Below are 20,980 nucleotides of genomic sequence, written 5' to 3' on the forward strand. Positions count from 1 at the left end.
CGTAGTACCCAACGTCGAAGAGTTCCCCACTTACACTTCCTCACCAAGTTGTGAGCGATCGGCCTCTCATAGAGTGTCTTAATGTAGAGTCAGTTTCCGGACAGAAAGACTCTCTTTCACTGTTGTCATCGGCAAAAAGGAGGAGATGGCCCTGTCGTACCTGTCTAGACAGATTTCAAGTATCTGACCGGAGATGGGGAGCAAGCTGAGTCTCAGGGTCGGGGTGCAGGGCTCAGAGTTCCGATGTGGACTGAACAGCCTTGTCAACATTAATGCGTCACTCTGTGCCCTCTGTGATTTCCCTGTGCTGTAGGTCAATCGGAGCGCGACCCTCATGAACGGAGCCCGGGTGTGCCAGGAGGCGGCTCGGCGAGCTGAGGATTGCGTTTTACGATTCCTTAGCGAGCGCGCCCGCAGGCTGTACCTGGGAATAGCGGGAAAACCTCGCTCTCAAAGCGGTTTCCAACTCTGAACATATCCGGGAGTACAGTGATGCAGGCCACCAGAAATTCAGTTCTCCTCCGGCACAAGCTACACAGCCGCAGCCAGCGCGACATTGGAATGTGGCGCCTCTGGCGATTTCTCAACGCCTGCGCTGTCGGTGCCGGAGATATAGCGGCCCTGGTTGTGGCTGTCGCCGTGGTGGCGTCGCTGGGAGGCCAGGACTTGACGGCTCCGCATATGCTCCCCTGGTTGATTCTCGTCGGGGTCGTGTGGCTCCTTGGCGCAGCGATTTCACACCTGTTGCCCGACTGGGGGATGGCGCCCCCGACTCAGCTTGAACGCCTGTCCAAACTCATGGTGATCGTCGTGGTCACGGCTCTGGCCAGCATGCTGCTCAGCGACTGGTCGCGTCCCCACGTACCCATGTTCATGCTGCTGTCGTTCCCGCTGGCTCTGGTCATGATCGTGGCGACCCGGGCCGTCCTGAAATCGGCCCTGATCCGACTCAACGTCTGGGGTGTGCCTGTGGCGGTCTACGGCGGCGCGACCACAGGCTCCATGGTGGTGCAGGCGCTGCGAACCAATCCGGGCTACGGTTACCGGCCGGTGGCCATCTTCGACGATGATGAAGGTATCCATGGCCTGGCGATTCACGATGTCCCTGTCATCGGATCCTGTGCGGGCTCCATCGACGCCCCCGTGGCGATCCTGGCCATGCCGGGATTGCAGCGGCAGCAGCTTGTGGAAATGCTGGACGGGCCTCTGGCGCCCTACCCCAAGGTGGTTCTGATTCCCGATCTGTTTGAGATCGAATCCATGTGGAGTCAAACCCGGGATTTCGGTGGCGTGATGGGTCTGGAGGTGTCCCGGAATCTGCTCAGCGCTCCAGCCCAGTGGACGAAACGGGGACTGGATCTGCTGCTGATCATAGGCAGCGCGCCCCTGTGGATTCCTCTTTGCGCCCTGGTGGCTGCATTGATCTGGTTGGAAGACCGGACGACCCCGGTGTTTTTCCAGAAGCGCGTCGGTTTTCAGGATCAGCCCTTCACGGCGTGGAAATTCCGCACCATGGTTCCCAACGCCGAAGCCGTCCTGAAGCAGCAGTTGGCGGCTGATCCGGCGCTGCGTGCGGAGTGGGAAAAGAACTACAAGCTTCGTCATGATCCGCGGATCACCCGGGTAGGCCGGATTCTCCGCCGCACCAGTCTCGACGAGCTGCCGCAGCTCATCAACGTTGTCCTGGGTGAGATGTCTCTGGTCGGGCCTCGCCCCCTGCCGCAATACCACCATGAACAGCTGTCGTCCCAGACTCAGCTGCTCCGAACCAGGGTCAAGCCTGGGATGACCGGTCTCTGGCAGGTTTCTGGGCGTTCGGAAGCGGGAAACCTGGGGATGGAACGCTGGGATCCGTATTACGCTCGCAACTGGTCTATCTGGCTTGATCTTTATATTCTAATTAGAACCGCCCAGGTGGTCGTCAAAGGCTCTGGTGCATACTAATTAAATGGATGTTGGAGATTCGACGCACAAGTTGAAGGTCATACAGGTGATCACTCACCTTGATCTGGGAGGTGCCGAGGAAGTGGCGATCTCCCTGGCCGAAGCCCTGTATCAGGATGTTGATTTCGTCTTTTTTGCCGTGCTTGGTATTGCCGACAACCAGATCGGTCGAGATTTTCTCCAGCGGTTGACCCGTCTGGGCATCCCGGTGTATTCGGGCACCACCATCGGCATGAAATATGGGGGCGCCCTGCATGCTGGCTGGCAGCTCAGCCGCCTGGCCAGGCGGCTTCGCCCCGACCTCATCCATGTGCATACAGAGATTCCAGAGATGACGTATGCCTGCGCGACGCTCTTCGGACTCTCCGCGAAGGTACGGTTGATCCGAACCATCCACAACAGCTCGCTCTGGCCGGCCTGGGCCCGCATCGGGCGCTGGGCCGAGGGCCGGATGGCCGGTGCGAAAGCGGCTGCTGTGTCGCAGGCAGGTCTGGACGGCCTCTGGAGATTCCAGACCGAGCAGGGCCGCCCGCTCAGTCCGGCAGACGATACCGAGGTGATCTACAACGGGGTGGCCCGGGGAGTGCCCCCCAGCGAGGACTCTGGGCCGGGCCGTGCGACCAGACCACTGGGACAGCCTGTGCAGGTCTTGTTCGCGGGGCGCTTCGAGGTTCAAAAGGGCGTGGATCTCCTGCCTGAAATCGTGGAGTATGCAGGCCGCGACACCACCCAGGCCGTGTACCTGCATGTGGCGGGCAGTGGAAGCAAGGCCCGCGAACTCCAGCAGTGGGCAAGCCGGCCTGATCTGAAATGGGAGGTCGGCATTCACGAGCCCGTCCCCGCGCTTGCCCGTCGCCTGCAGGATGGCCATTTCGATATCGTCCTCATGCCCTCGCGCTTCGAGGGTCTGGCCCTGGTGGCGATCGAGGCGCTGCTGGCGGGAGTTCCGGTGGTCGCCACCAGGGTGCCCGGCCTGGCAGAAGTATTCACGCCCGACTACCCGTTGCTGGCACCGAGCGAAGACAGCCGAGCCATTGGGCGGCTCCTGGCCCAGGCCATCAATCGGCTTCCTGACTACCAGGATCTGACCTGGAGGAGTATTCCACTTCTGCACGAGCGTTTCAGTCACAGAAGCATGGCCGAGAAGTATCTGGAACTCTACAGCCGAACCCTCGCGCCAGCGGCTTCCCCATGAAGATCCTGCTTGTTCATAACTTTTACCAGCAGGCTGGGGGAGAGGATGTGGTTTTCGAAGCGGAACGGTCGATGCTGGTGGCCGCTGGGCATACGGTCGAGACCTACACCGTCAGTAACGATGATTTGAAGCATGTCCCAGCGCTCAAGATGGCCATCCGTACTGTCTGGAACGCTGAAGCTGCCCGGACCCTGGCCGAGCTGGTGCGGCGGCAGAACATTGATGTCGTGCATTTCCACAACACGTTTCCCATGCTGTCCCCAGCGGTTTACCAGGCGGTCAGGGCAGCCGGGGCGGCGGCCGTGCAGACCCTCCACAATTACCGTCTGGTGTGTGCCAATGCCCTTCTGTACCGCGACGACAGACCATGTGAGGACTGCCTGGGTGTCCTGCCCTGGCCTGCCATCAAGCACCGGTGCTACCGCGAGAGTCTGGCCGCCTCCGCCACTGTGGCGGGCACCCAGGTGCTCCACCGCGTCTTCCGCACCTACCAGCGCGAGATTGACGCCTACATCGCGTTGACCTCGTTCGCCCGGCACAAATTCATCGAGGGCGGCCTGCCACCGGAACTGCTCCACGTCAAACCAAACTTCCTGGACGAAGATCCGGGAGTGGGCTCTGGTGGCGGCGGCTACGCCTTGTTCATCGGTCGCCTGACTCCGGAAAAGGGGATACGCACGCTGCTGAAGGCCTGGGAGAACCCTGGACACGCCCTGCCCCTGAAAATTCTCGGCCACGGGCCGCTGGCCCCAGAAGTCGAAGCTGCGGCACGTCTTTCCCCAGGCATCGAATGGCTGGGGCAGCGACCACGTTCGGAAGTGATGCGCCTGGCGGGAGAGGCCGAATGCCTCGTGTTCCCCTCGGAGTGGTACGAAGGCTTTCCCATGACCATCGTGGAAGCTTTCGCCGTCGGACTGCCCGTCATCGCGAGCCGGGTCGGAGCGTTACCGGAGATCGTGGAGTCGGGACGAACGGGTCTGCACTTCGCGCCTGGGGATGCGGAGTCGCTCAAGGCGGCTGTGGGGAGCATGACCACGGAGAAGCGTGCCCTCTGGTCTGCTGGAGCGCGTGCCGAATTTGAGCACCGGTATACCCGCCCACAGAATATCCTTGAACTCATGTCCATTTACCACACAGCCCTCCAGCGAAAAGGCCATTGAAGAAGCATGACCGTGACTATTCTGAGCACTGAGCGGGCCCGCACCGTCTTCAGATACGCCGTAATGGCTGTGGGATCTCTTTTTCTGTTGGGAACCAGTTCCTCCTCTGCGCAGACGATACGTTACTCGAAGCCGATCGTTATTTTTAAGGGCGGCGTTTATCGCGGTAATTGGCAAAGCCTCGATCCTAAAGTGGCCGCAGTCACTATCAGTACTCCTGAGCCAGTCACAATCGAATATTCCAATATTAAGAGTCGTGGGCGTTTGATCTACAGTGCATTCCATAATGCAAATTTGACTGTACGTAACAGTCGTGGACAAGCTCTAAATCCCAACACCCCGCTAAAAGACTATAAGACGCCAGGAAGATTTGTGCATCTGGAGCAATTCCGTAATGTGAAAATTGAGAACAATGAACTTTCTGGCACTTCTGGTATTTATTTGAGGGAATTTACTGGTAAATTTAAACTTGGACAGACGATAAAGATTTTACGCAACAAAGCGCTAAACATCGATGGTCGTTACAGTATTGGCAAGGAGCAATACTCTAAAACCGGATATCATCTGGTTCAATTCGTGCAATTTAACCAGATAAAGAATGTTAGTGGTGCTGAAATTGCCTGGAATCAGGTCATCAATGAGCCTGGGAAGAGCAGAGTCGAAGAGATTATCAGTATGTACCTCTCCAGCGGAGTGCCGTCCAGCTCCATTAAAATTCACAACAATTATCTTCAGGGCGCTTTTAATGTTCAGCCGACCAAGTTATCCTACGGTGGGTCGGGAATGAATCTGGGTGACGGCAGCTCACGCACTGTGGCCGGCGCCGCTGCCTATATCCGCGCCTTTCATAACCAGATTGTGGGCACGAATTCTGGTATTGCCATGTCTGCCGGACATAATCTGCTGGCATACGAGAATCGGTTGATTTCCAGCGGATATCTGCCCGATGGCCGAGCCATCGCTGGTCAGAATGTGGGTATCTATGTGTGGGACATCCATAACGACAAGCGCTTCAAGACTTTTTACAATGTTGTCGCCAGAGACAATATTGTCGGCTGGTCGACCCCTCTGAAAGGGCGTGCGTCGGTCAATCCTTTCTGGTTTCCGGATTGTTCGAGGGATCGGAACGGCCGCAGCCTCTGTCAGGGAAACGTCAGCCTGCCCGGCCCCATCACGTTGGGAAGGGAGCGGCAGGAATACGTTCGCTGGCAGGCCAAGCTCCGGGCATCGAAGGTCCGGATTGGCGTTCTTCCGCCAGGCCGCTAGCAGGCCGTCTGGAGAGTCCGGGCCCTAGGGTTGTGGTCGCGCGAACCCTGGTAAACCATCTGTTAACGGTGACCGTGGTGTGCTGCAAAGAACGGTTCAGGAGGGGAGCGCTGCGCTCACACTCCTGACCGCCAGGGCAGTGCCTGCGTCCTCTTCAGCTCCCCGGCTCTGGCTGCGCTGAACGCCGGCCGTGGTGGATGGGGCGGTTGAGCGACCGGATCACCGTGGAAGGCGGGAAGATCTGCCTCGTTCCTTCACCATGCGGGTGGCAGTCGCCCGGCTCGGCACCTCATCGTTTAGGCTCTTCAATGAAGCGGAGCCGGGAGCCCTGCACTCCTCCGACAACATGGTCATTCTGCTGGCCCCTGCTCCCCCTGGAACCCCCCCCGCTCATGGAGAATCAATGACTGTGCCCGAACAGCCGCCGCCCATCCACCGACTCGATCGCTCAGCCGTCCTGCAGGCCACCTTGCAGGCCGGACTGATTGGCCTGCCTGCCCTGCTGATCGGTCTCCTGGCCCTCCGGCAGCCACTCCTGGCGGGTGCTGCCAGCGCCGCGGCCCTCTTCGCGGCCCTCCTCTTTCAGATGGGGGCGCGGCTTCCAGCCTACGCGCTCGGGCTTCTGGGTGTGTCTCTGGCCGGCTACGCCTTTTTGGGAAAGGGGTATGCCTATCTGGGCGTGCCGCCACTCTTTATCGGTGAAGTGGCCCTCGGGCTGGGGCTCATCGGGCTGGTGATGGCGTGGGCGCGGGGGGCACGTCTGGTGCATACCAGGGGACTGGTGCTGCTCATCGCCCTCTTTATCTTGATCGGACTGGGCAGCACCTTGCCCTACGTAGGCAAATACGGCCTCAACGCCATCCGCGACGCTGCGGCGTGGTACTACGCTCTCTTTACTCTGATCGTCGCGACCCTCGTGGTGCATCTGGGCAGGTTCAGGCAGGTCATCCTGAGGTACGGGCGTGTACTGCCCTACTTTCTGCTGGCCGCACCGTTCGGGTTCTGGATCACCCGGCTGTTCGAACCTTCTATCCCCACCTGGCCGATCAGCGCCCAGGCCATCCTGCTCGTGAAGGGGGGGGATCTCGCGGTTCATCTGGCTGGCGTGATGGCGTTCCTGATGCTGGGCCTTCACCGCCTGGCTGCGCCGGAGCACGCCCAGTCAGCCCGCCCGCTGAGGCGGCGTACCGAATGGTGGTGGTGGGGTCTCTGGATGATTTCTTTCGCCAGCCTGCTCACTGGACGGGCCTCGCTCGTGACCGTCGGGGCCGCCCTGGCCTGTGTGCTGCTGCTCCGTCCCATCAGCCGCTGGGGCCGCCCCCTGTTTCTGGCGGCCAGCATGCTGCTGCTCCTGGTGGTCGTCGACCCCCGGATCAAGATGAGCTCAGGCCGTGAGCTGTCGCTCGATGGTCTCCTGCTGAACGTCCAGAGCATCACTGGGGATACCGGCGTGTCGGTGGTGGATGGAACCCGCACCTGGCGGCTGGACTGGTGGAGAACGATAACCCGCTACACGGTCTACGGTGACAAATTCTGGACGGGCAAAGGGTATGGAATCAATCTCGCCAATTCGGACGGATTCCAGGTCGACTCGGAGCAGACCCTCCGCAATCCTCACAGCATCCACTATTCGATCCTGGCCCGCTCCGGCGTCCCCGGGCTGGTCAGCTGGATCGCCCTCAACCTGGTGTTCGCGTGGAGCCTGCTGATGGCCTTCTTCAGGGCGCGTACAGCCGGTCACCTGGTGTGGGCGAACGTTCACCTCTGGATCCTGGCCTACTGGGTGGCGTTGATGACCAACGCCTCCTTCGACGTCTTCATCGAGGGCCCGCAAGGCGGCATCTGGTACTGGAGCCTGCTGGGGTTCGGCATCGCCGCCCTGGAACTCTACAGGCGTGGGGAGAAAGTATGATTCCTGAGCGTTCCACTGCGTCTGGCCACTCCGGCCTCACATCCCGCTCCATTCTGGGGATGCGTGTAGACGCCACCAACTACGCCGACGCCACATCCAGGGTGATCCACTGGGCCCAGGCTGGGGAATCTCGCTATGTCTGCGCTTCGAACGTCCACATGGTGATGGAAAGCCACGACAGCGCAGAGTTCAAGACGGTGGTCAATGGGGCCAGTCTGGTCACCTCGGACGGCGTGCCCCTGGTCTGGGCGCTGAAGATGCTGGGAGTCCCTGACGCCAGTCGAGTGTATGGGCCCACCCTGACCCTGCATGTCAGCGAATGGGCGGCCCGGGAAGGACTTCCGGTCGCCCTGTACGGAGGAACCCCGGAGAGCCTGGAGGCGTTTGCCGAGGTGCTGCGTCAGAAGTATCCCGGCATCCAGCTGCCGTGCCTGATCGCCCCTCCCTTCCGTCCCCTCACGGCGGCTGAGGACGATGCGTACACCCGTCAGATCGTCGATTCTGGGGCGCGGATCGTCTTCGTCGGAATCGGCTGCCCGAAGCAGGAGCGCTGGATGGCGGCCCACGCCGGACGGATTCCGGCGGTGATGCTGGGCATCGGGGCGGCCTTCGACTTTCACTCCGGGCGGGTGCGTCAGGCCCCTGCGGTGGTGCAGCGGCTGGGTCTCGAGTGGCTGTTCAGGCTGATCATGGAGCCAAAGCGACTGTGGAAACGCTACGCGAAGCATAATCCGCGCTTTGTGGCCCTGTTCTTCCGGCAGTGGCTCACATCGAAGGGACTCGGTCAATCACGATCGTCCTGAAGCGTCAGGATTCAACGAATCGTTTACGTCGGCCACAGCATTCTTCTCCACGATAAGGTGGAAGGGTTGAACGCCTGTTCCTCCTCCCGTTTCCCATCTGCGCTCGAAAGCAGACCTGCCTGACAGGTCGAAAGGACTCCCCTATGATTGACTCGGTTCAGCGCCCACGTAGCCTTGATGTCGACACCCTTCCGGTCATGAGTACCCTGGTGCGCTCTGCCCTGCCCATCCTGGGTGCGACCCTGTTGGCTGGCGTGGTGGCGTACATCATCACGTCCGCCCAACCTCAGGTGTATCAGGCCAGCAGCTCAGTGTTCTCCTCGGCCAACACCAATACGCCGCTGAGCGACACCGTCTTCACGCCCCCACCTCTGCCCCGCGGGGCCATCCGGGAAGCGCTGACGTCTCCGGCCGTCGTCAAAGCAGTCATGGGACGGATCCAGTCGTCGTCCGACCTGCCTGCAGCCGAAAAGACCCTGCTGGTCTCGAAACTGGGCGCGGAGGTCGCCAATGGCAATGTGAGGAGCCTGCAGCTGACGGTCGTCGACGAGTCCAACTCTGGGGGCGTGTACACCGTGAACGGACGGGCCAATACGCCCGTCGCTGCCCGCGTGCTGACGGACGCCGGCGTGAAGGCGTTGGTGGCCTGGGATGTGAAACGGGCACAGCTGCGCATGGAGCGCGCCCTGCTCAGCATCCGGGAACAGCTTGAAGCGCTGAACACCGAAACGCCCGACAACAACGTCAACGCGGCGGCCTACCAGGATACGCGCAACCGCCTGCTCCAGAACCTTGCGCTGACATCGGCGCGGGCCGCCAGCGCGGCGGGGACGCTCGACATCGTGTCGGCAGCGATCACGCCGACGGGTGCAGTGGCCCCCCGGCCTGTCCGGAGTGCCCTGCTCTCCGCCCTCCTGACCCTCGTCACGGCGATCGCCCTAACCCTCCTCCTGGCCAATCTCCGTCCAGCCGTAGCCTCTCAATCTCCTCCCTACTAGTCGGTACATCAGTCACGCCAAGTGGAAGCAGGTCGCCTGATCGATCTAAATATTGACCTTCTTAGCTTTCATCTTCCCAATCTAGATAAGTCTCTGTAGACCCGTCCCAATTCAAGGGCTCAATTCCAAGATCTATGCCGCCGCACTTTCGCTCAAAGTGCGGCGGCGCTAACATTTGATCCAGTTCTATTTTGGTGGAAAGTATTCGGTGCCCTGAACAACCTTCAAATGAGCCTTTGGACTCGACAAGCTAGGGCGCGCCCGCAAGGCGTCTTACCACTTTGCTCTTTGAGGTGAGTCTTAAAGTGTCTTTCGGAGCAGCGGCGGCCGCCATAAAGAGTGCCCGTGCGGCCAAAAAATACCGCCGGTTATGAAGGTTCACCTTTCCCATATTGTAGAACATCATCTGCCGCATGGAACGCACCATGAGTTCATAGCTGGTGGGATCACGACGGAGAGAGTGGATATACTCTTCATGCGTATACAGGGGGAGCCTCGACTTCCGCCTTTCTGCATTGATATAACAGCGCTGAGCGTGAAGAAGCATGGGGATATATGACTGGTGCGATAGATTCAGTCCGTGCATTCGGTAGAGCGTCAGATGCTCTGGCAGATTGACCACGGAACCGTATTCGAGGAGCCTCAACCAGAGGTCAAGATCCTCAGTGGCCTTATAGTCGGAACCATACTGCCCTGCCTTGAGGAAGAAATCGCGTCGAAACACAACGGAGGAATTGATGATTTTCAACTCCGGTGAACTGTCGATTTGATCTGCGTCGGCTGGCCACGGTTCCTGTGGAGGATCGATTTCGCTGAACCGCTCTCCTGCGGCATTGATGAAGTGCCCGGCCGTTCCCACAGCAGCGAGTGGCCGGTTCCCACTGACCTCCCAGGCCCGGATGAATTCAGCCTGTAAAGACAGTTTTTCCGGGAGCCAGACGTCGTCGCCGTCGCATACCGCGAGCCAGGGAGCCGACGAATGCGTCACCGCGGTGTTACGACTTGGCGAGATACCCCTGTTGGAGGTGCGGATCAAATGAAATCGCTCATCGCGCCGGACGTAGCCGAGGGCCAGTTCGGCGGTCGTGTCCGTCGAGCCGTCATCGACCATCACGACCTCGAAGTCACGGAAAGTTTGCGCCTGGATGGCACGTAACGTCTCATCGAGGTAGGCGGCTGCATTGTACAACGGTACAATGACGGCGAACATCGGCACATTGTTATTAGAAGATACCTGGTTCATCAGAGTCGACCTCTTCCTCAAGGCTGTTGCGAATACTGTCCTGGCTCCACGCTGAACCGACACATTGATCTCGTGCTCGGCACCAGCCTTAGAACCTTGACTGTACACAACCGTCCAGTGCTGGAGGCGCACATCTGCCCTCTGCTTCTTCATCCTTCCCAAGCGGACAGGCATAACTCGGCGCTGTGAGGAAAAATCGGATCTTCATCAGTTTTTAATAGTCAATCTGGGTTTCATGACTACGGTTATTGATAAGACGTGCATTCAGAACAGATTATGCTGGATCACATCCAACTCAAATATACTCATTGAGATTAGCGAGCCAAAACCGAGTCTTCACTATCAGACCCGTGCTGACCGCTTCCTCGTGATCTTTCCCTATGCCTCGGCTTCAGGGTACGGCGGCGTCCAGAGCCCTACCGCCGTCCACGACTGGTCAAGCATTCGTCACCCTGACGAAGGATCGGACACCGTCATGCCCGCCCATCGGAGCGGGCACCACCACCTCACAAGCCAAACTGGCAGCCACGGCTGATCACAGTGAACCCATGCGTCCCGGGCCCCGCTCAGCGCAGACGGGTCAGATGGGTGGGTTCAATGGGGGTCGGTGTCGTCTGCCTCGACATAGACCTCCGTCGCCTCTTGCGTTCAGCACGGACGCTCTGGCATTCACTGAGTAGCCGACCAGCCCCAAACCAGACTCGCCCCGTTCCCCGGCAGTTTGCGTCGGGCATGATCGCGGGGCGTCTTGAGGCAGTTTGCACGAGCTGTGTGTATCGGCGCACCGCCTAAGGTCGCGGGACTGCTCCCCACAGCGCCACCAGCCGGTCGCCGCCGCCACTGCTGGCAAGCAGTCCCTGGCTGCCGAAGGCCAGAGCCGTCACCGTGTCCCGGTGCAGGTCGAGCACGCCCGCGGCCGTGGCCTGGACGGGATTCCACAGGCGCACCGTGCGGTCTTGGCCGCCGCTGGCGAGCTGCGCGCCGCTGCGCGAAAAGGCGAGGCTGGTGACCGGCGCCGTGTGGCCCTGCAGGGCAGCGCGGAGCCGACCGCTGGCGGTGTCCCACAACCGAACGCTGGCGTCCCAGCTGGCACTCGCGAGCGTCTGCCCGTCTGGCGAGAAGGCGACCGCGCTGACATAGTCACCGTGGCCGGTCAGCACCCGCTCCTGGGTCAGCGACCTCAGGTTCCACAGCCGCACCGTACGGTCGCGGCTGCCGCTCGCCAGCCGCGTGCCGCCCGGGTCGAAGGCCACCGAGGTCACCACGTCGCCGTGCCCGGGCAGGCTGCTCTGCAGGCGCCCGGACGCGAGGTTCCACAGCTTGATGCTGTCGCCCGAGCCCGGCACGGTGTCGCCGCCGGCACTCGCCAGCGTCCGGCCGTCGGGGCTGAAGGCCACCGAGGTCACGAAGAAGGTCTCGGGATTCAGCGTCCAGCGCAGGCTGCGCGTGAGCACGTTCCACACCCGGACGCGGCCATCGGTGCCGGCGGTGGCCAGCCAGCGGCCGTCCGGCGAGAAGGCCAGCGCGGAGATCCCGCCGGGCTGCTGCATGGTCGCCACGGGCCGCCCACCGCGGGTCCACAGGCCCAGCGCCCCCGAGCCGTCGCCCGTGGCCAGCAGATCTCCCCGGGGGCTGAACGTGACCGCCTGCGCCGCGCCGCCGTTCAGGGTGAGCTGGGCGCTGACCCGCATCGGCGCCGCGAGGGCGGGCGGGGCGGGGGAGAGGATGGTCGCCCCGGCCGGCACGGCGGCCAGGAGCAGAGCGGCGAGACACAGCAGTCGGGGTGCGTTCATGGAGGTCACCTGTCGGGAAGGAGGGCGGGCACGTCGGGTGAAGTCTAGAGGCGGCAAATGACGTCCGGCTGATGCAGGCGGCGGCTGCAGACAGGGCGCCCGCCAGACGGAGCTGGCGGGCGCGGGGAAGACGGACGGGTGTGCGGTGGAGCAGGGCCTACTTGGGCCGGGCGAGCCGGATCGAGCCCTTGCCGGTGGACTCGTCCAGCAGCGCCACGTACAGGTAGCCGTTCGTGCGGTTCTCGGTCAGATCGAGCGGCGAGAGGGTCGAGGTGCCGGTGGCGAAGGCCAGCCCGGCCACCCCTTCCTGCGCGCTGGCGATGTTGAGGTCGGCGCCGGGGGACAGCACGACGATGTCCTTCTGCTTGCTGTAGCGCACCACGAGCAGCTTGTTCCGGAGCGCCGAGGTGCCGCTGGTCGTGTACTCCTCGATGGCCCCGTTGGCCGAGGCGTGCTCGCCGAAGTTGAAGGCGAAGCCCCGGTAGTTGGCGTCCGGCTTCGTGCCCACCGGATACCCGGCGCGGGCGTCGACGGGCACGACCTCGGCGGGATCGGTCATGTTCGTGGGGTTGCCGCCGTTCATCACAAACTGGCAGCGCAGCGGGTTGGGGTGACCGTAATAGCCGCCCGGCACGACCCGGAACAGGTAGTCGTTCTGGGTGCTCGCGCCGGCCAGCGCCGGAACGCTCTCACCCGTGTAGGTGGTGCCGTCCGCGCAGGGAATCGTGCCGGCCGGCGTGCCGGGCGTGTTGCCGCCCGCCGCCGAGCCGTTGGTCGGCACGTACAGCTGGCCGTTGGTGTGCCACACCATGTCGTAGGCGTTGCGGATACCGGTGGCGTAGAGGGTCAGCGGGGCCCCCGGGGCGTACGGGTTGTAGGTGCCCCCGTCCCCCGTCTTGGCGTCCAGCGGCAGCGATCCGGCGGGCAGCTTGTTCAGATCCAGGCGCAGCAGGGACGCGCTCAGCAGCCGCTCGGGCCGGTTGCCCCAGGTCGGGTCGGCGGCGCCCATCGCCGACTGGCTGCCCTGCAGGATGTACAGCACGTTGGGCTCGCTGGCCCGGCCAGCGTTGTCGGTCTTGAAGTTGACCGAGTTGGTCATGTGATCCTTCACCGAGCGCGGCAGGCCCACCACGTAATCCTGCACGTTCTCCAGATTCGGCCCGCTCAGGCGCGTGATCTTCCCGCTCCAGTCGGCGGGCGTCTTCTTGTTCACGACGTCGTAGTACTCGTTGTTGCTGATCCACAGGATGAGGTTGTCGGCCGTGGACGCCGGATCGAACTTCAGGCCGATGATGGTGCGCGGGCCCTGGCGGTCGCGCAGCGAGGTCAGGGTCTCGGCCGCCCCGAGCGTCCCGTCCGCGTTGATCGGGAAGCGCAGGATCTTGCCGTCCAGCGTGGAGGCGTACAGCTTGCCGTCCTTGCCGATCTCCACCGAGGTGTAGGCGTTCTCGGAGGGCACCGTGGGCAGCGCGACCTGATCGAAGGCCAGCGTGCCGCCCGTGGTGCTGCCCGAGCCGGTGACGAAGGTGGTCGTGACCGGCAGGAAGCCCACGCCGTTGACGTCCTTGACGCCGCTGGTCACCTCCAGGCGGTACTTGGTGTTGGGCTTGAGCGATCCCGAGGGCTTGACCACCAGCACGTCGCCGCCGCCCGAGGTGTTCGGCGCGAAGGGCACGGCCGCGTTCGTGGACACCTCGGTCAGCTTGATGGTGCTGCTGGTCAGCGTGGCCGGATCGACCCCGTTGCCCTTGGCGCTGGAACTGTTCAGCAGGTTGAGATCCCCGGCCAGACCGGCGGCCGGGTCGACCAGCGTCTGCCCGTCCTGGGGCGAGAACTTGCTGACGCTGGGCCGCTCGCCCGGCGCGATGATCACGTAGTCGAGCTTGGTGTTGCTGCCCTTGGCCTCGACCGTGAGGCGGCCGTCGGACACGGTGACCCGGCGGGTCAGGGTGGTGAAGCGCTGGGTGTTGGACGGCGCGAAGGCCGTGATGGCCGGCTGCCCCTCGAGATTGATGGCGTGCGAGGAGTCCGTGTTCAGCGGGTCGCCCACCGCCACGGTCACGGTGTACGAGCCGTTGGCGAGGGCGTACTCCCAGGCGGCCGGGGTGCTCACGCCGCCCTGGGAGCTGCTGCCCGCCGTGTACTGCATGTGGATCAGCGTCTTGAGGCGGGCGTCCACCCCGGCGGCGTCGCGGTCGCGGGTGTTGGCCGTGATGTCCAGGGGCACGTGGCTGGCCGAGGGCTGGCCCAGGCTGTCCTGCCGCACCCAGCCGAATTTGCGCGCGTCGGTGTAGGCCGCGCCCGTATCGGCGAGGTAGCCCGTGGGCACCGGACTGGCCGCCGGCTGGAAGTTGATGGAGACGATGGCGCTGTCGGTGGGTTCGGGCCCCGGCCCCGGCCCCTGGTCAGGGGGGTTGGGCGGGGTGCAGGCAGCCAGCAGGGCCGTCAGCACCAGGGACGCGGCCGTCAAGCGGATGGTAGGGATCGACATAGGTGGGCTCCTCATCGGTGCTCGGGATGTGTTCACTCGTGTCAGGGCACGGGCTGGACTTCGTGGGAAATCTAGCGGCACGATCGCTACCCAAACGTTTCTCCAGGCTGCTTTTCTCAGGATTAAGATTCTCCCCCGATCATGATGATTTCCTGATGAGCGGGGGAGGGCGCGGCCGGCCTCAGCGCACGAAACGCCGCGCCAGCCCCTCCAGCTGCTTCAGGATCGCCTGCACCTCGGCGTCGCTGGGCGCCTCCACGTACAGCCGCACGACCGGCTCGGTGCCCGACGCCCTCACCATCCCGAAGCCGCCGTCGAACACCAGCTTCACGCCGTCGAGGGTCACGACCTCCTCAACCCGGTGCCCCTGCAGGCTGGTGGTCTCCGCGGTGGCCTGCCTCAGCCCGCCTCGGTCGAGGTCGCCCGACAGGTGCAGGTCGCGGCGGTCGTAGTGGTGGCTCATGCCGGTCAGGCGCTCGATCGCGGCGAACTGCTCGTCCAGGCCCAGGCCGCTCGCGGCGATGGTCTCCTGCAGCAGCAGGCCATTGAAGAGTCCGTCGCGCTCAGGCAGCCAGCCCTGGACTCCGATGCCGCCGGACTCCTCGCCGCCGATCAGCACGGCCCGCGCCGGGTCGGCGTCGCCCTCCAGGAAGGCCTCGGTGACGTACTTGAACCCCACCGGGGTCTGCACGACCTCCAGGCCGTGGTGCTCGGCGAGGCGCTGGATGATGGCGCTGGTCGAGACGGTGCGGATCACCCGCCCCCGCCCCCCCTGGCGGGCGAGGTGGTGCAGCAGCACCGCGAAGATCTGGTGGCTGTTGAAATAGCGCCCGCCGGAGAGCACCGCGCCCACCCGGTCGGCGTCGCCGTCGGTCACGACTGCGAAGGCCGGGCCGGACACGGCGCGCATGGCCTCCAGGGTGAAGGCCAGGTTGGGCGGGGTGGGCTCCGGGTTGACCCCCCCGAACAGCGGGCTGGGGGTGTTCCGCAGGCCGTGGAACGGCACCTTCAGGAAGCGCCCGGCGAAGGTCTCCAGCCAGCCGCTCGCGGCGCCGTGCATGGCGTCGTGGTAGATGGGGACGCCCGCGCGGTCGATGGCGCCCAGGTCGATGCGCCCGCTGACGGCCTCCAGATAGCTGTCCTGAACCGAGGTCTCCGCGAGCGTCCCGGCCGGGGCCGGGATGGGCGGGGCGTCCAGGCGCGCCTCGACCTCGGCCACCAGATCGGGGGTGGCGCTGCCGCCGTAGGCTCCCTTGAGTTTGTAGCCCTGGTAGATGGCCGGGTTGTGGCTGGCGGTGATCATCACCCCGCCGGCGAGTCCGGCGGCTTTCACCGCGAACGAGAGCGCCGGGGTGGGGGTCGCGCCGCGCAGCAGCGTCACGTCCAGGCCGGCCTCCTGCAGCGTGCCGGCCGCCACCGCCGCGAAGCGCTCGCCGAGAAAGCGCGTGTCGTGGGCGACCGCCGCCGCGCGTCCCCCGGCCGCCCGCAGGGCCTGGGCGTGCGCCAGCGCCACCCGGCGCGTGTTCGCCACTGTGAATTCGTCGGCGATCACGCCGCGCCAGCCGTCGGTTCCGAAAGTCAGCTTCATCAAGGCGCAGGCTAGCGTGCCCCCGGAGGATCGCCAACTCCAGCTTCCTGAAGGCTGTGCTCCTGAAGCGGGCGGGCGCCGGATGTCATCATGAAGGCCGGCGCCGGCCCGCCGCATCCCGGCTGGCCCCCGTTCTCAGGTGCTTTCTCACGTGCTCAAGGAGTTTCCATGTTCTACCCGGTCATCCTGGCAGGCGGCAGCGGCGAACGCTTCTGGCCCCTCTCGCGCAAACACAAGCCCAAACAGTTCCTGACCCTGGAGGCCGGCGGCCGCAGCCTGATCCAGGTCACCGCCGACCGCCTGAGCGCCCTGAGTGAGGGCATGGATCAGCTGCTGGTCGTGACCGCCAACGACCAGCGCTCGAACGTGCTGGAGCACCTGCCCGAGCTGCCGCTGGAGAACCTGCTGGTCGAGCCGGTGGCGCGCGACACGGCCGCGGCGATCCTCTACGGCGCCCTGACCATCGCCCGCGACGAGCCGGACGCCATCATGGGCGTGTTTCCGGCGGATCACCGGGTGGACGACCCGGAGGCCTTCTCGGAGGTGCTGCGCCGGGCCATCGCCTACGCCCAGGCCCACGACGACCTGGTCACCATCGGCATGACGCCCCAGTATCCGGCCACCGGCTACGGCTACATCGAGCAGGGGCCAGAGCAACTGGACGCCGGGCAGCTGGACGCCGGGCAGCCGGCCTCGGGCGTCTACCGGGTGCAGCGCTTCGCCGAGAAGCCCGACGCCGAGACCGCCCGGCAGTTCCTGGCCACCGGCCGCTACCTGTGGAATTCGGGCATGTTCGTGTGGCGCGTGCAGAGCATCCTGCGCGCCTTCGAGACGCTGGCCCCCGAACTCTACGGCCCGATGGCCGAGGCGGCCCGCATCCGCGGCGGCCTGCGGGCGGCGTACCCGGGCCTGCCCAAGATCAGCGTGGACTACGCCATCCTGGAGCGCGCCCGGAACGTCGTCGTGATCCCCGCCTCCTTCGGCTGGGACGACCTGGGCGACTGGAACGCGCTGGAGCGGCTGCTCAAGGGCGACGCCAGCGGGGACGGCAGCAACGTGGCGGTGGGCCGCACGGTCAGCCTGGATACCGGCGGCGCGATCCTCTACACCACGGGCGGCGACGACCTGATCGCCACCATCGGGCTGGAGGACGTGGTGGTGGTACGCGCCGGCGACGTGACGCTGGTGGTGCGCAAAGACCGCACCCAGGACATCAAGACGGTCGTGCAGCAGCTCAAGAAGTCGCCGGAGCTCGAGCGTTTCGCCTGAGGCGCGCTTCCCGGGCGATCCGCGCCCGCTTGCTATGCTCGGCCCATGACCGCCCCCAGTGAGCTGGCTTCCGCCGTATCCCCGCCCCGCACCGTGCTGGTCACCGGCGGGGCCGGATACATCGGCAGCACGGTCTGCTCGGCGCTGGAAGACCGGGGGCACACGCCGGTCATCCTCGACTCGCTGGTGCAGGGCCGCGAGGAGTTCACGCGCGGGCGGCCCTTCTACCGGGGCGACATCGCCGACGGCCCCCTGCTGGAGCGCGTCCTGGCCCAGCACCCGGCCATCGACACGGTGATCCACCTCGCGGCGCTGATCGTGGTGCCCGAATCCGTGGCCCAGCCCGGGCGGTACTACGCCTCGAACGTCACGGGCGCGCTGGCCCTGTTCAGTCGCCTGATCGACCACGGCGTCCGGCGGCTGATCTTCAGCTCCAGCGCCTCCGTCTACGACTCCACCGGCGTCCTGAGCGTCTCCGAGGAGAGCCCGCTGCGCCCGCTGAGCCCCTACGCCCGCACCAAGGCCATGACCGAACAGATCATGGAAGACCTGTGCCGCGCCGGCGGCGCGCGCGGCCTGGCGCTGCGCTACTTCAACCCGGTGGGCGCCGACCCGGCGATGCGCAGCGGGCCGTACCTCGATCAGCCCTCTCACGTGCTGGGCCGCATCCTGGAGGTGGCGGCGGGCCGCGCGCCCGAATTCCAGATCACCGGCACGGACTACCCCACCCGCGACGGCACCGGCCTGCGCGACTACATCCACGTCTGGGATCTGGCCCAGGCCCACGTCCGGGCGGTCGAGGGCTTCGACGAGGCCTTCGACCGGGCGGCGGCGGCCGGCCTGGACGACTCCTTCCTTCCCGTCAACCTGGGTACGGGTCAGGGCGTGACCGTCCGCGAACTCGTGCAGGCCTTCGAGCGGGCCTCCGGCCAGGCCCTGCCCCACCGGGGCGCGCCGCGCCGGCCCGGCGACAGCGCCGGGGCGTGCGCCGAGACCGGCCGCGCCCACGCCCTGCTGGACTGGTCGGCCCGGCTGAGCACCGAAGAGGCCATCCGCGACGCCCTGCGCTGGAACGAAGTGCGTCCAGCACGGCTCCGGGGCGGCTGAGCAGCCGGTGCAGATCCTGAATTAGCGCCGCTGAAACGGCTTGTGGGGCCAGATGGCGTGAGGTAGGCTGCCGGCAGCGGGGAGCCGGGCCGTCCGGATGGACGTCTGGCCTGACCAGTGAGAGGCCCGGCAGACGGCCAGCGCCGGGCGCGACCCCTCTGGCGAGAGCCGCCCCAGCACAGGAGTGAGAACATGAAACGAGCGTTATTGACGGGAATCACGGGCCAGGACGGATCGTACCTGACCGAACTGCTGCTCTCCAAGGGCTACGAGGTGCATGGCGTGATCCGCCGCTCGTCCACGTTCAACACGGACCGCATCGACCACCTGTACCAGGATCCCCACGAGACCGGCGCGAGGATGCTGCTGCACTACGGCGACCTCTCCGACGCCTCGGGCCTGCGGATGCTGATCGAGCGCGTGCAGCCCGACGAGGTCTACAACCTGGGCGCCCAGAGCCACGTGAAGGTCAGCTATGACCAGGCCGAGTACACCGCCGACGTGACCGGCCTGGGCACCCTGCGGCTGCTGGAGGCCATCCGCGACTATCAGGACCGGACGGGCAAGCAGGTGCGCTTCTACCAGGCCAGCTCCTCGGAGATGTTTGGCGCCGCCGCGCCCCCCCAGGGCCTGCACACGCCCTTCCACCCGCGCAGCCCCTACGCGGTTGCCAAGGTGTATTCCTACTGGCAGACCGTGAACCACCGCGAGGCCTACGACCTCTACGCCTGCAACGGCATCCTGTTCAACCACGAGTCCCCACGCCGGGGCGAGACCTTCGTGACCCGCAAGATCACCCGCGCGGTCGGGCGCATCAAGATGGGCCTGCAGCCCAAGCTGTACCTGGGCAACCTGGAGGCCAAGCGCGACTGGGGCCACGCCCGCGACTACGTGGAGGCCATGTGGCTGATGCTGCAGCAGGAGACGCCGCGCGACTACTGCATCGCCACCGGCGAGGCCTACTCGGTGCGCGAGTTCGCCCAGCGGGCCTTCGCGCTGGTCGGCCTGGACGCCGAGGACTACATCGAGATCGACCCGCGCTACTTCCGCCCGGCCGAGGTGGACTACCTCCTCGGCGACGCCAGCGAGACCCGCGAGGCGCTGGGCTGGACGCCCAAGACCTCCTTCGAGCAGCTGGTGCGCGAGATGGTCGAGCACGACCTGGAGCTGGCGGGCCAGGAAAAGACCCTGATCGACGCCGGGCACCAGATCGCCCTCAAGGGGGTGGGCAACACCTGATGGGCACCATGGAGAAGACCTCCCGCATCTACGTGGCCGGGCACCGGGGTCTGGTGGGGGGCGCCATCCTGCGCCGCCTGCAGGCCGAGGGCTACACGGGCCTGATCACCCGCACCAGCCGCGAGCTGGATCTGCGCGATCAGGCGGCGGTGCGGGCCTTCTTCGCCCAGGAGCGCCCGGAGTTCGTGTTCCTGGCGGCCGCCAAGGTCGGCGGCATCCTGGCGAACTCGACCTACCCGGCGCAGTTTCTGTACGACAACCTGATGATCGCCGCCAACGTCATCCACGCCTCGCACGAACATGGCGTCCGCAAGCTGCTCAACCTGGGGTCGAGCTGCATCTACCCCCGCCTGGCGCCGCAGCCCCTGAGGGAGGAGTACCTGCTGACCGGGCCGCTGGAGGAGACCAACCGCGCCTACGCCGTGGCCAAGATCGCCGCCATCGAGCTGTGCGACCACTACCGCGCGCAGTACGGCTCGGACTTCATCAGCGCCATGCCGACGAACCTGTATGGCCCCGGCGACAACTTCGACCTCCAGGGCTCGCACGTCCTGCCGGCGCTGCTGCGCAAGATGATCGAGGCCAAGGAGGCGCACGCCCCCCAGGTCGAGGTCTGGGGCTCGGGCACGCCCCTGCGCGAGTTCCTGTATGTCGACGACCTGGCCGACGCCTCGCTGTTCCTGATGGAGCGGGTCTCGGAGGCCGGCCCGATCAACGTGGGCACCGGGCAGGATCTGAGCATCCGCGACCTGGCCCAGGTCATCGCCGACGCGGTGGGCTATACGGGTGCCCTGGTCTTCGACGCCAGCAAGCCCGACGGCACGCCCCGCAAGCTGATGGACGTCTCGCGCCTGCGCGCCCTGGGCTGGGAGGCGAGCACCAGCCTGCACGACGGGGTGGCCCGGACGCTGGCGTGGTACCTCGCGCACCGGGCCGAGGCGCTGGCCGCCCACTGACCCGGGCCTGAGCCCT

The 20,980-nt window shown here is 65.0% G+C and carries 15 protein-coding genes; 11 read left to right on the plus strand and 4 right to left on the minus strand.

The window, feature by feature from the left end:
- Positions 1-492 precede the first annotated feature (492 nt).
- The 7 genes from wbaP (at position 493) to CVO96_RS17730 (ending at position 9,278) form a co-directional block, all read left to right on the plus strand.
- Complete coding sequence (gene wbaP / locus CVO96_RS17700) at positions 493-1,944, plus strand: undecaprenyl-phosphate galactose phosphotransferase WbaP (RefSeq protein ID WP_243398490.1); 1,452 nt, start codon at positions 493-495, stop codon at positions 1,942-1,944.
- 4 nt (positions 1,945-1,948) lie between these two features.
- The gene (locus tag CVO96_RS17705; RefSeq protein WP_103313768.1) at positions 1,949-3,139 is read left to right on the plus strand and encodes a glycosyltransferase; all 1,191 of its coding nucleotides are present in this window, start codon (positions 1,949-1,951) and stop codon (positions 3,137-3,139) included.
- Positions 3,136-4,299: a glycosyltransferase family 4 protein gene (locus CVO96_RS17710; protein ID WP_103313769.1), complete on the plus strand. Its 1,164-nt coding sequence runs from the start codon at positions 3,136-3,138 to the stop codon at positions 4,297-4,299. The genes CVO96_RS17705 and CVO96_RS17710 overlap by 4 nt, the downstream gene beginning before the upstream one ends.
- Positions 4,300-4,305: 6 nt before the next feature.
- The gene (locus CVO96_RS17715; RefSeq protein WP_243398491.1) at positions 4,306-5,565 is read left to right on the plus strand and encodes a hypothetical protein; all 1,260 of its coding nucleotides are present in this window, start codon (positions 4,306-4,308) and stop codon (positions 5,563-5,565) included.
- Between the two features lie 403 nt (positions 5,566-5,968).
- Positions 5,969-7,477 (plus strand): O-antigen ligase family protein, encoded by a 1,509-nt coding sequence (locus CVO96_RS17720; protein WP_165795419.1) that lies wholly within the window; start codon positions 5,969-5,971, stop codon positions 7,475-7,477.
- A 101-nt stretch (positions 7,478-7,578) separates the two neighbouring features.
- Positions 7,579-8,280 (plus strand): WecB/TagA/CpsF family glycosyltransferase, encoded by a 702-nt coding sequence (locus CVO96_RS17725; protein ID WP_243398492.1) that lies wholly within the window; start codon positions 7,579-7,581, stop codon positions 8,278-8,280.
- Positions 8,281-8,477: 197 nt separating this feature from the next.
- Positions 8,478-9,278, plus strand: coding sequence for a GumC domain-containing protein (locus CVO96_RS17730; protein WP_103313771.1), 801 nt, complete (start codon positions 8,478-8,480; stop codon positions 9,276-9,278).
- Positions 9,279-9,528: 250 nt separating this feature from the next.
- Here the strand turns inward: CVO96_RS17730 and CVO96_RS17735 are convergent, their stop codons facing one another.
- The 4 genes from CVO96_RS17735 to CVO96_RS17750 all read right to left on the minus strand — a co-directional run bounded on the left by CVO96_RS17735 (position 9,529) and on the right by CVO96_RS17750 (position 16,393).
- Positions 9,529-10,521 carry a glycosyltransferase family 2 protein gene (locus CVO96_RS17735; protein WP_165795420.1) on the minus strand — a complete coding sequence of 331 codons (993 nt, stop codon included), beginning with the start codon at positions 10,519-10,521 and terminating at the stop codon, positions 9,529-9,531.
- Positions 10,522-11,309: 788 nt separating this feature from the next.
- Positions 11,310-12,314: a WD40 repeat domain-containing protein gene (locus CVO96_RS17740; protein WP_103313773.1), complete on the minus strand. Its 1,005-nt coding sequence runs from the start codon at positions 12,312-12,314 to the stop codon at positions 11,310-11,312.
- A gap of 157 nt (positions 12,315-12,471) precedes the next feature.
- Positions 12,472-14,805 carry an Ig-like domain-containing protein gene (locus tag CVO96_RS17745; RefSeq protein ID WP_243398493.1) on the minus strand — a complete coding sequence of 778 codons (2,334 nt, stop codon included), beginning with the start codon at positions 14,803-14,805 and terminating at the stop codon, positions 12,472-12,474.
- A gap of 181 nt (positions 14,806-14,986) precedes the next feature.
- Positions 14,987-16,393, minus strand: a complete 1,407-nt coding sequence (locus CVO96_RS17750) for a phosphohexomutase domain-containing protein (protein ID WP_103313775.1) — start codon at positions 16,391-16,393, stop codon at positions 14,987-14,989.
- A gap of 168 nt (positions 16,394-16,561) precedes the next feature.
- On the opposite strand from CVO96_RS17750, the gene CVO96_RS17755 reads away from it, so the two are divergent.
- The 4 genes from CVO96_RS17755 (at position 16,562) to CVO96_RS17770 (ending at position 20,964) form a co-directional block, all read left to right on the plus strand.
- Positions 16,562-17,662, plus strand: coding sequence for a mannose-1-phosphate guanylyltransferase (locus tag CVO96_RS17755; protein WP_103313776.1), 1,101 nt, complete (start codon positions 16,562-16,564; stop codon positions 17,660-17,662).
- Between the two features lie 45 nt (positions 17,663-17,707).
- Positions 17,708-18,769 (plus strand): UDP-glucose 4-epimerase GalE, encoded by a 1,062-nt coding sequence (gene galE / locus CVO96_RS17760; RefSeq protein WP_103313777.1) that lies wholly within the window; start codon positions 17,708-17,710, stop codon positions 18,767-18,769.
- A 192-nt stretch (positions 18,770-18,961) separates the two neighbouring features.
- The gene (gmd, locus tag CVO96_RS17765; RefSeq protein ID WP_103313778.1) at positions 18,962-20,008 is read left to right on the plus strand and encodes a GDP-mannose 4,6-dehydratase; all 1,047 of its coding nucleotides are present in this window, start codon (positions 18,962-18,964) and stop codon (positions 20,006-20,008) included.
- A gap of 8 nt (positions 20,009-20,016) precedes the next feature.
- Positions 20,017-20,964 carry a GDP-L-fucose synthase family protein gene (locus CVO96_RS17770; RefSeq protein ID WP_103313924.1) on the plus strand — a complete coding sequence of 316 codons (948 nt, stop codon included), beginning with the start codon at positions 20,017-20,019 and terminating at the stop codon, positions 20,962-20,964.
- Positions 20,965-20,980 lie beyond the last annotated feature (16 nt).

Origin of the sequence: Deinococcus koreensis, assembly GCF_002901445.1 — a bacterium.
GTDB lineage: Bacteria > Deinococcota > Deinococci > Deinococcales > Deinococcaceae > Deinococcus > Deinococcus koreensis.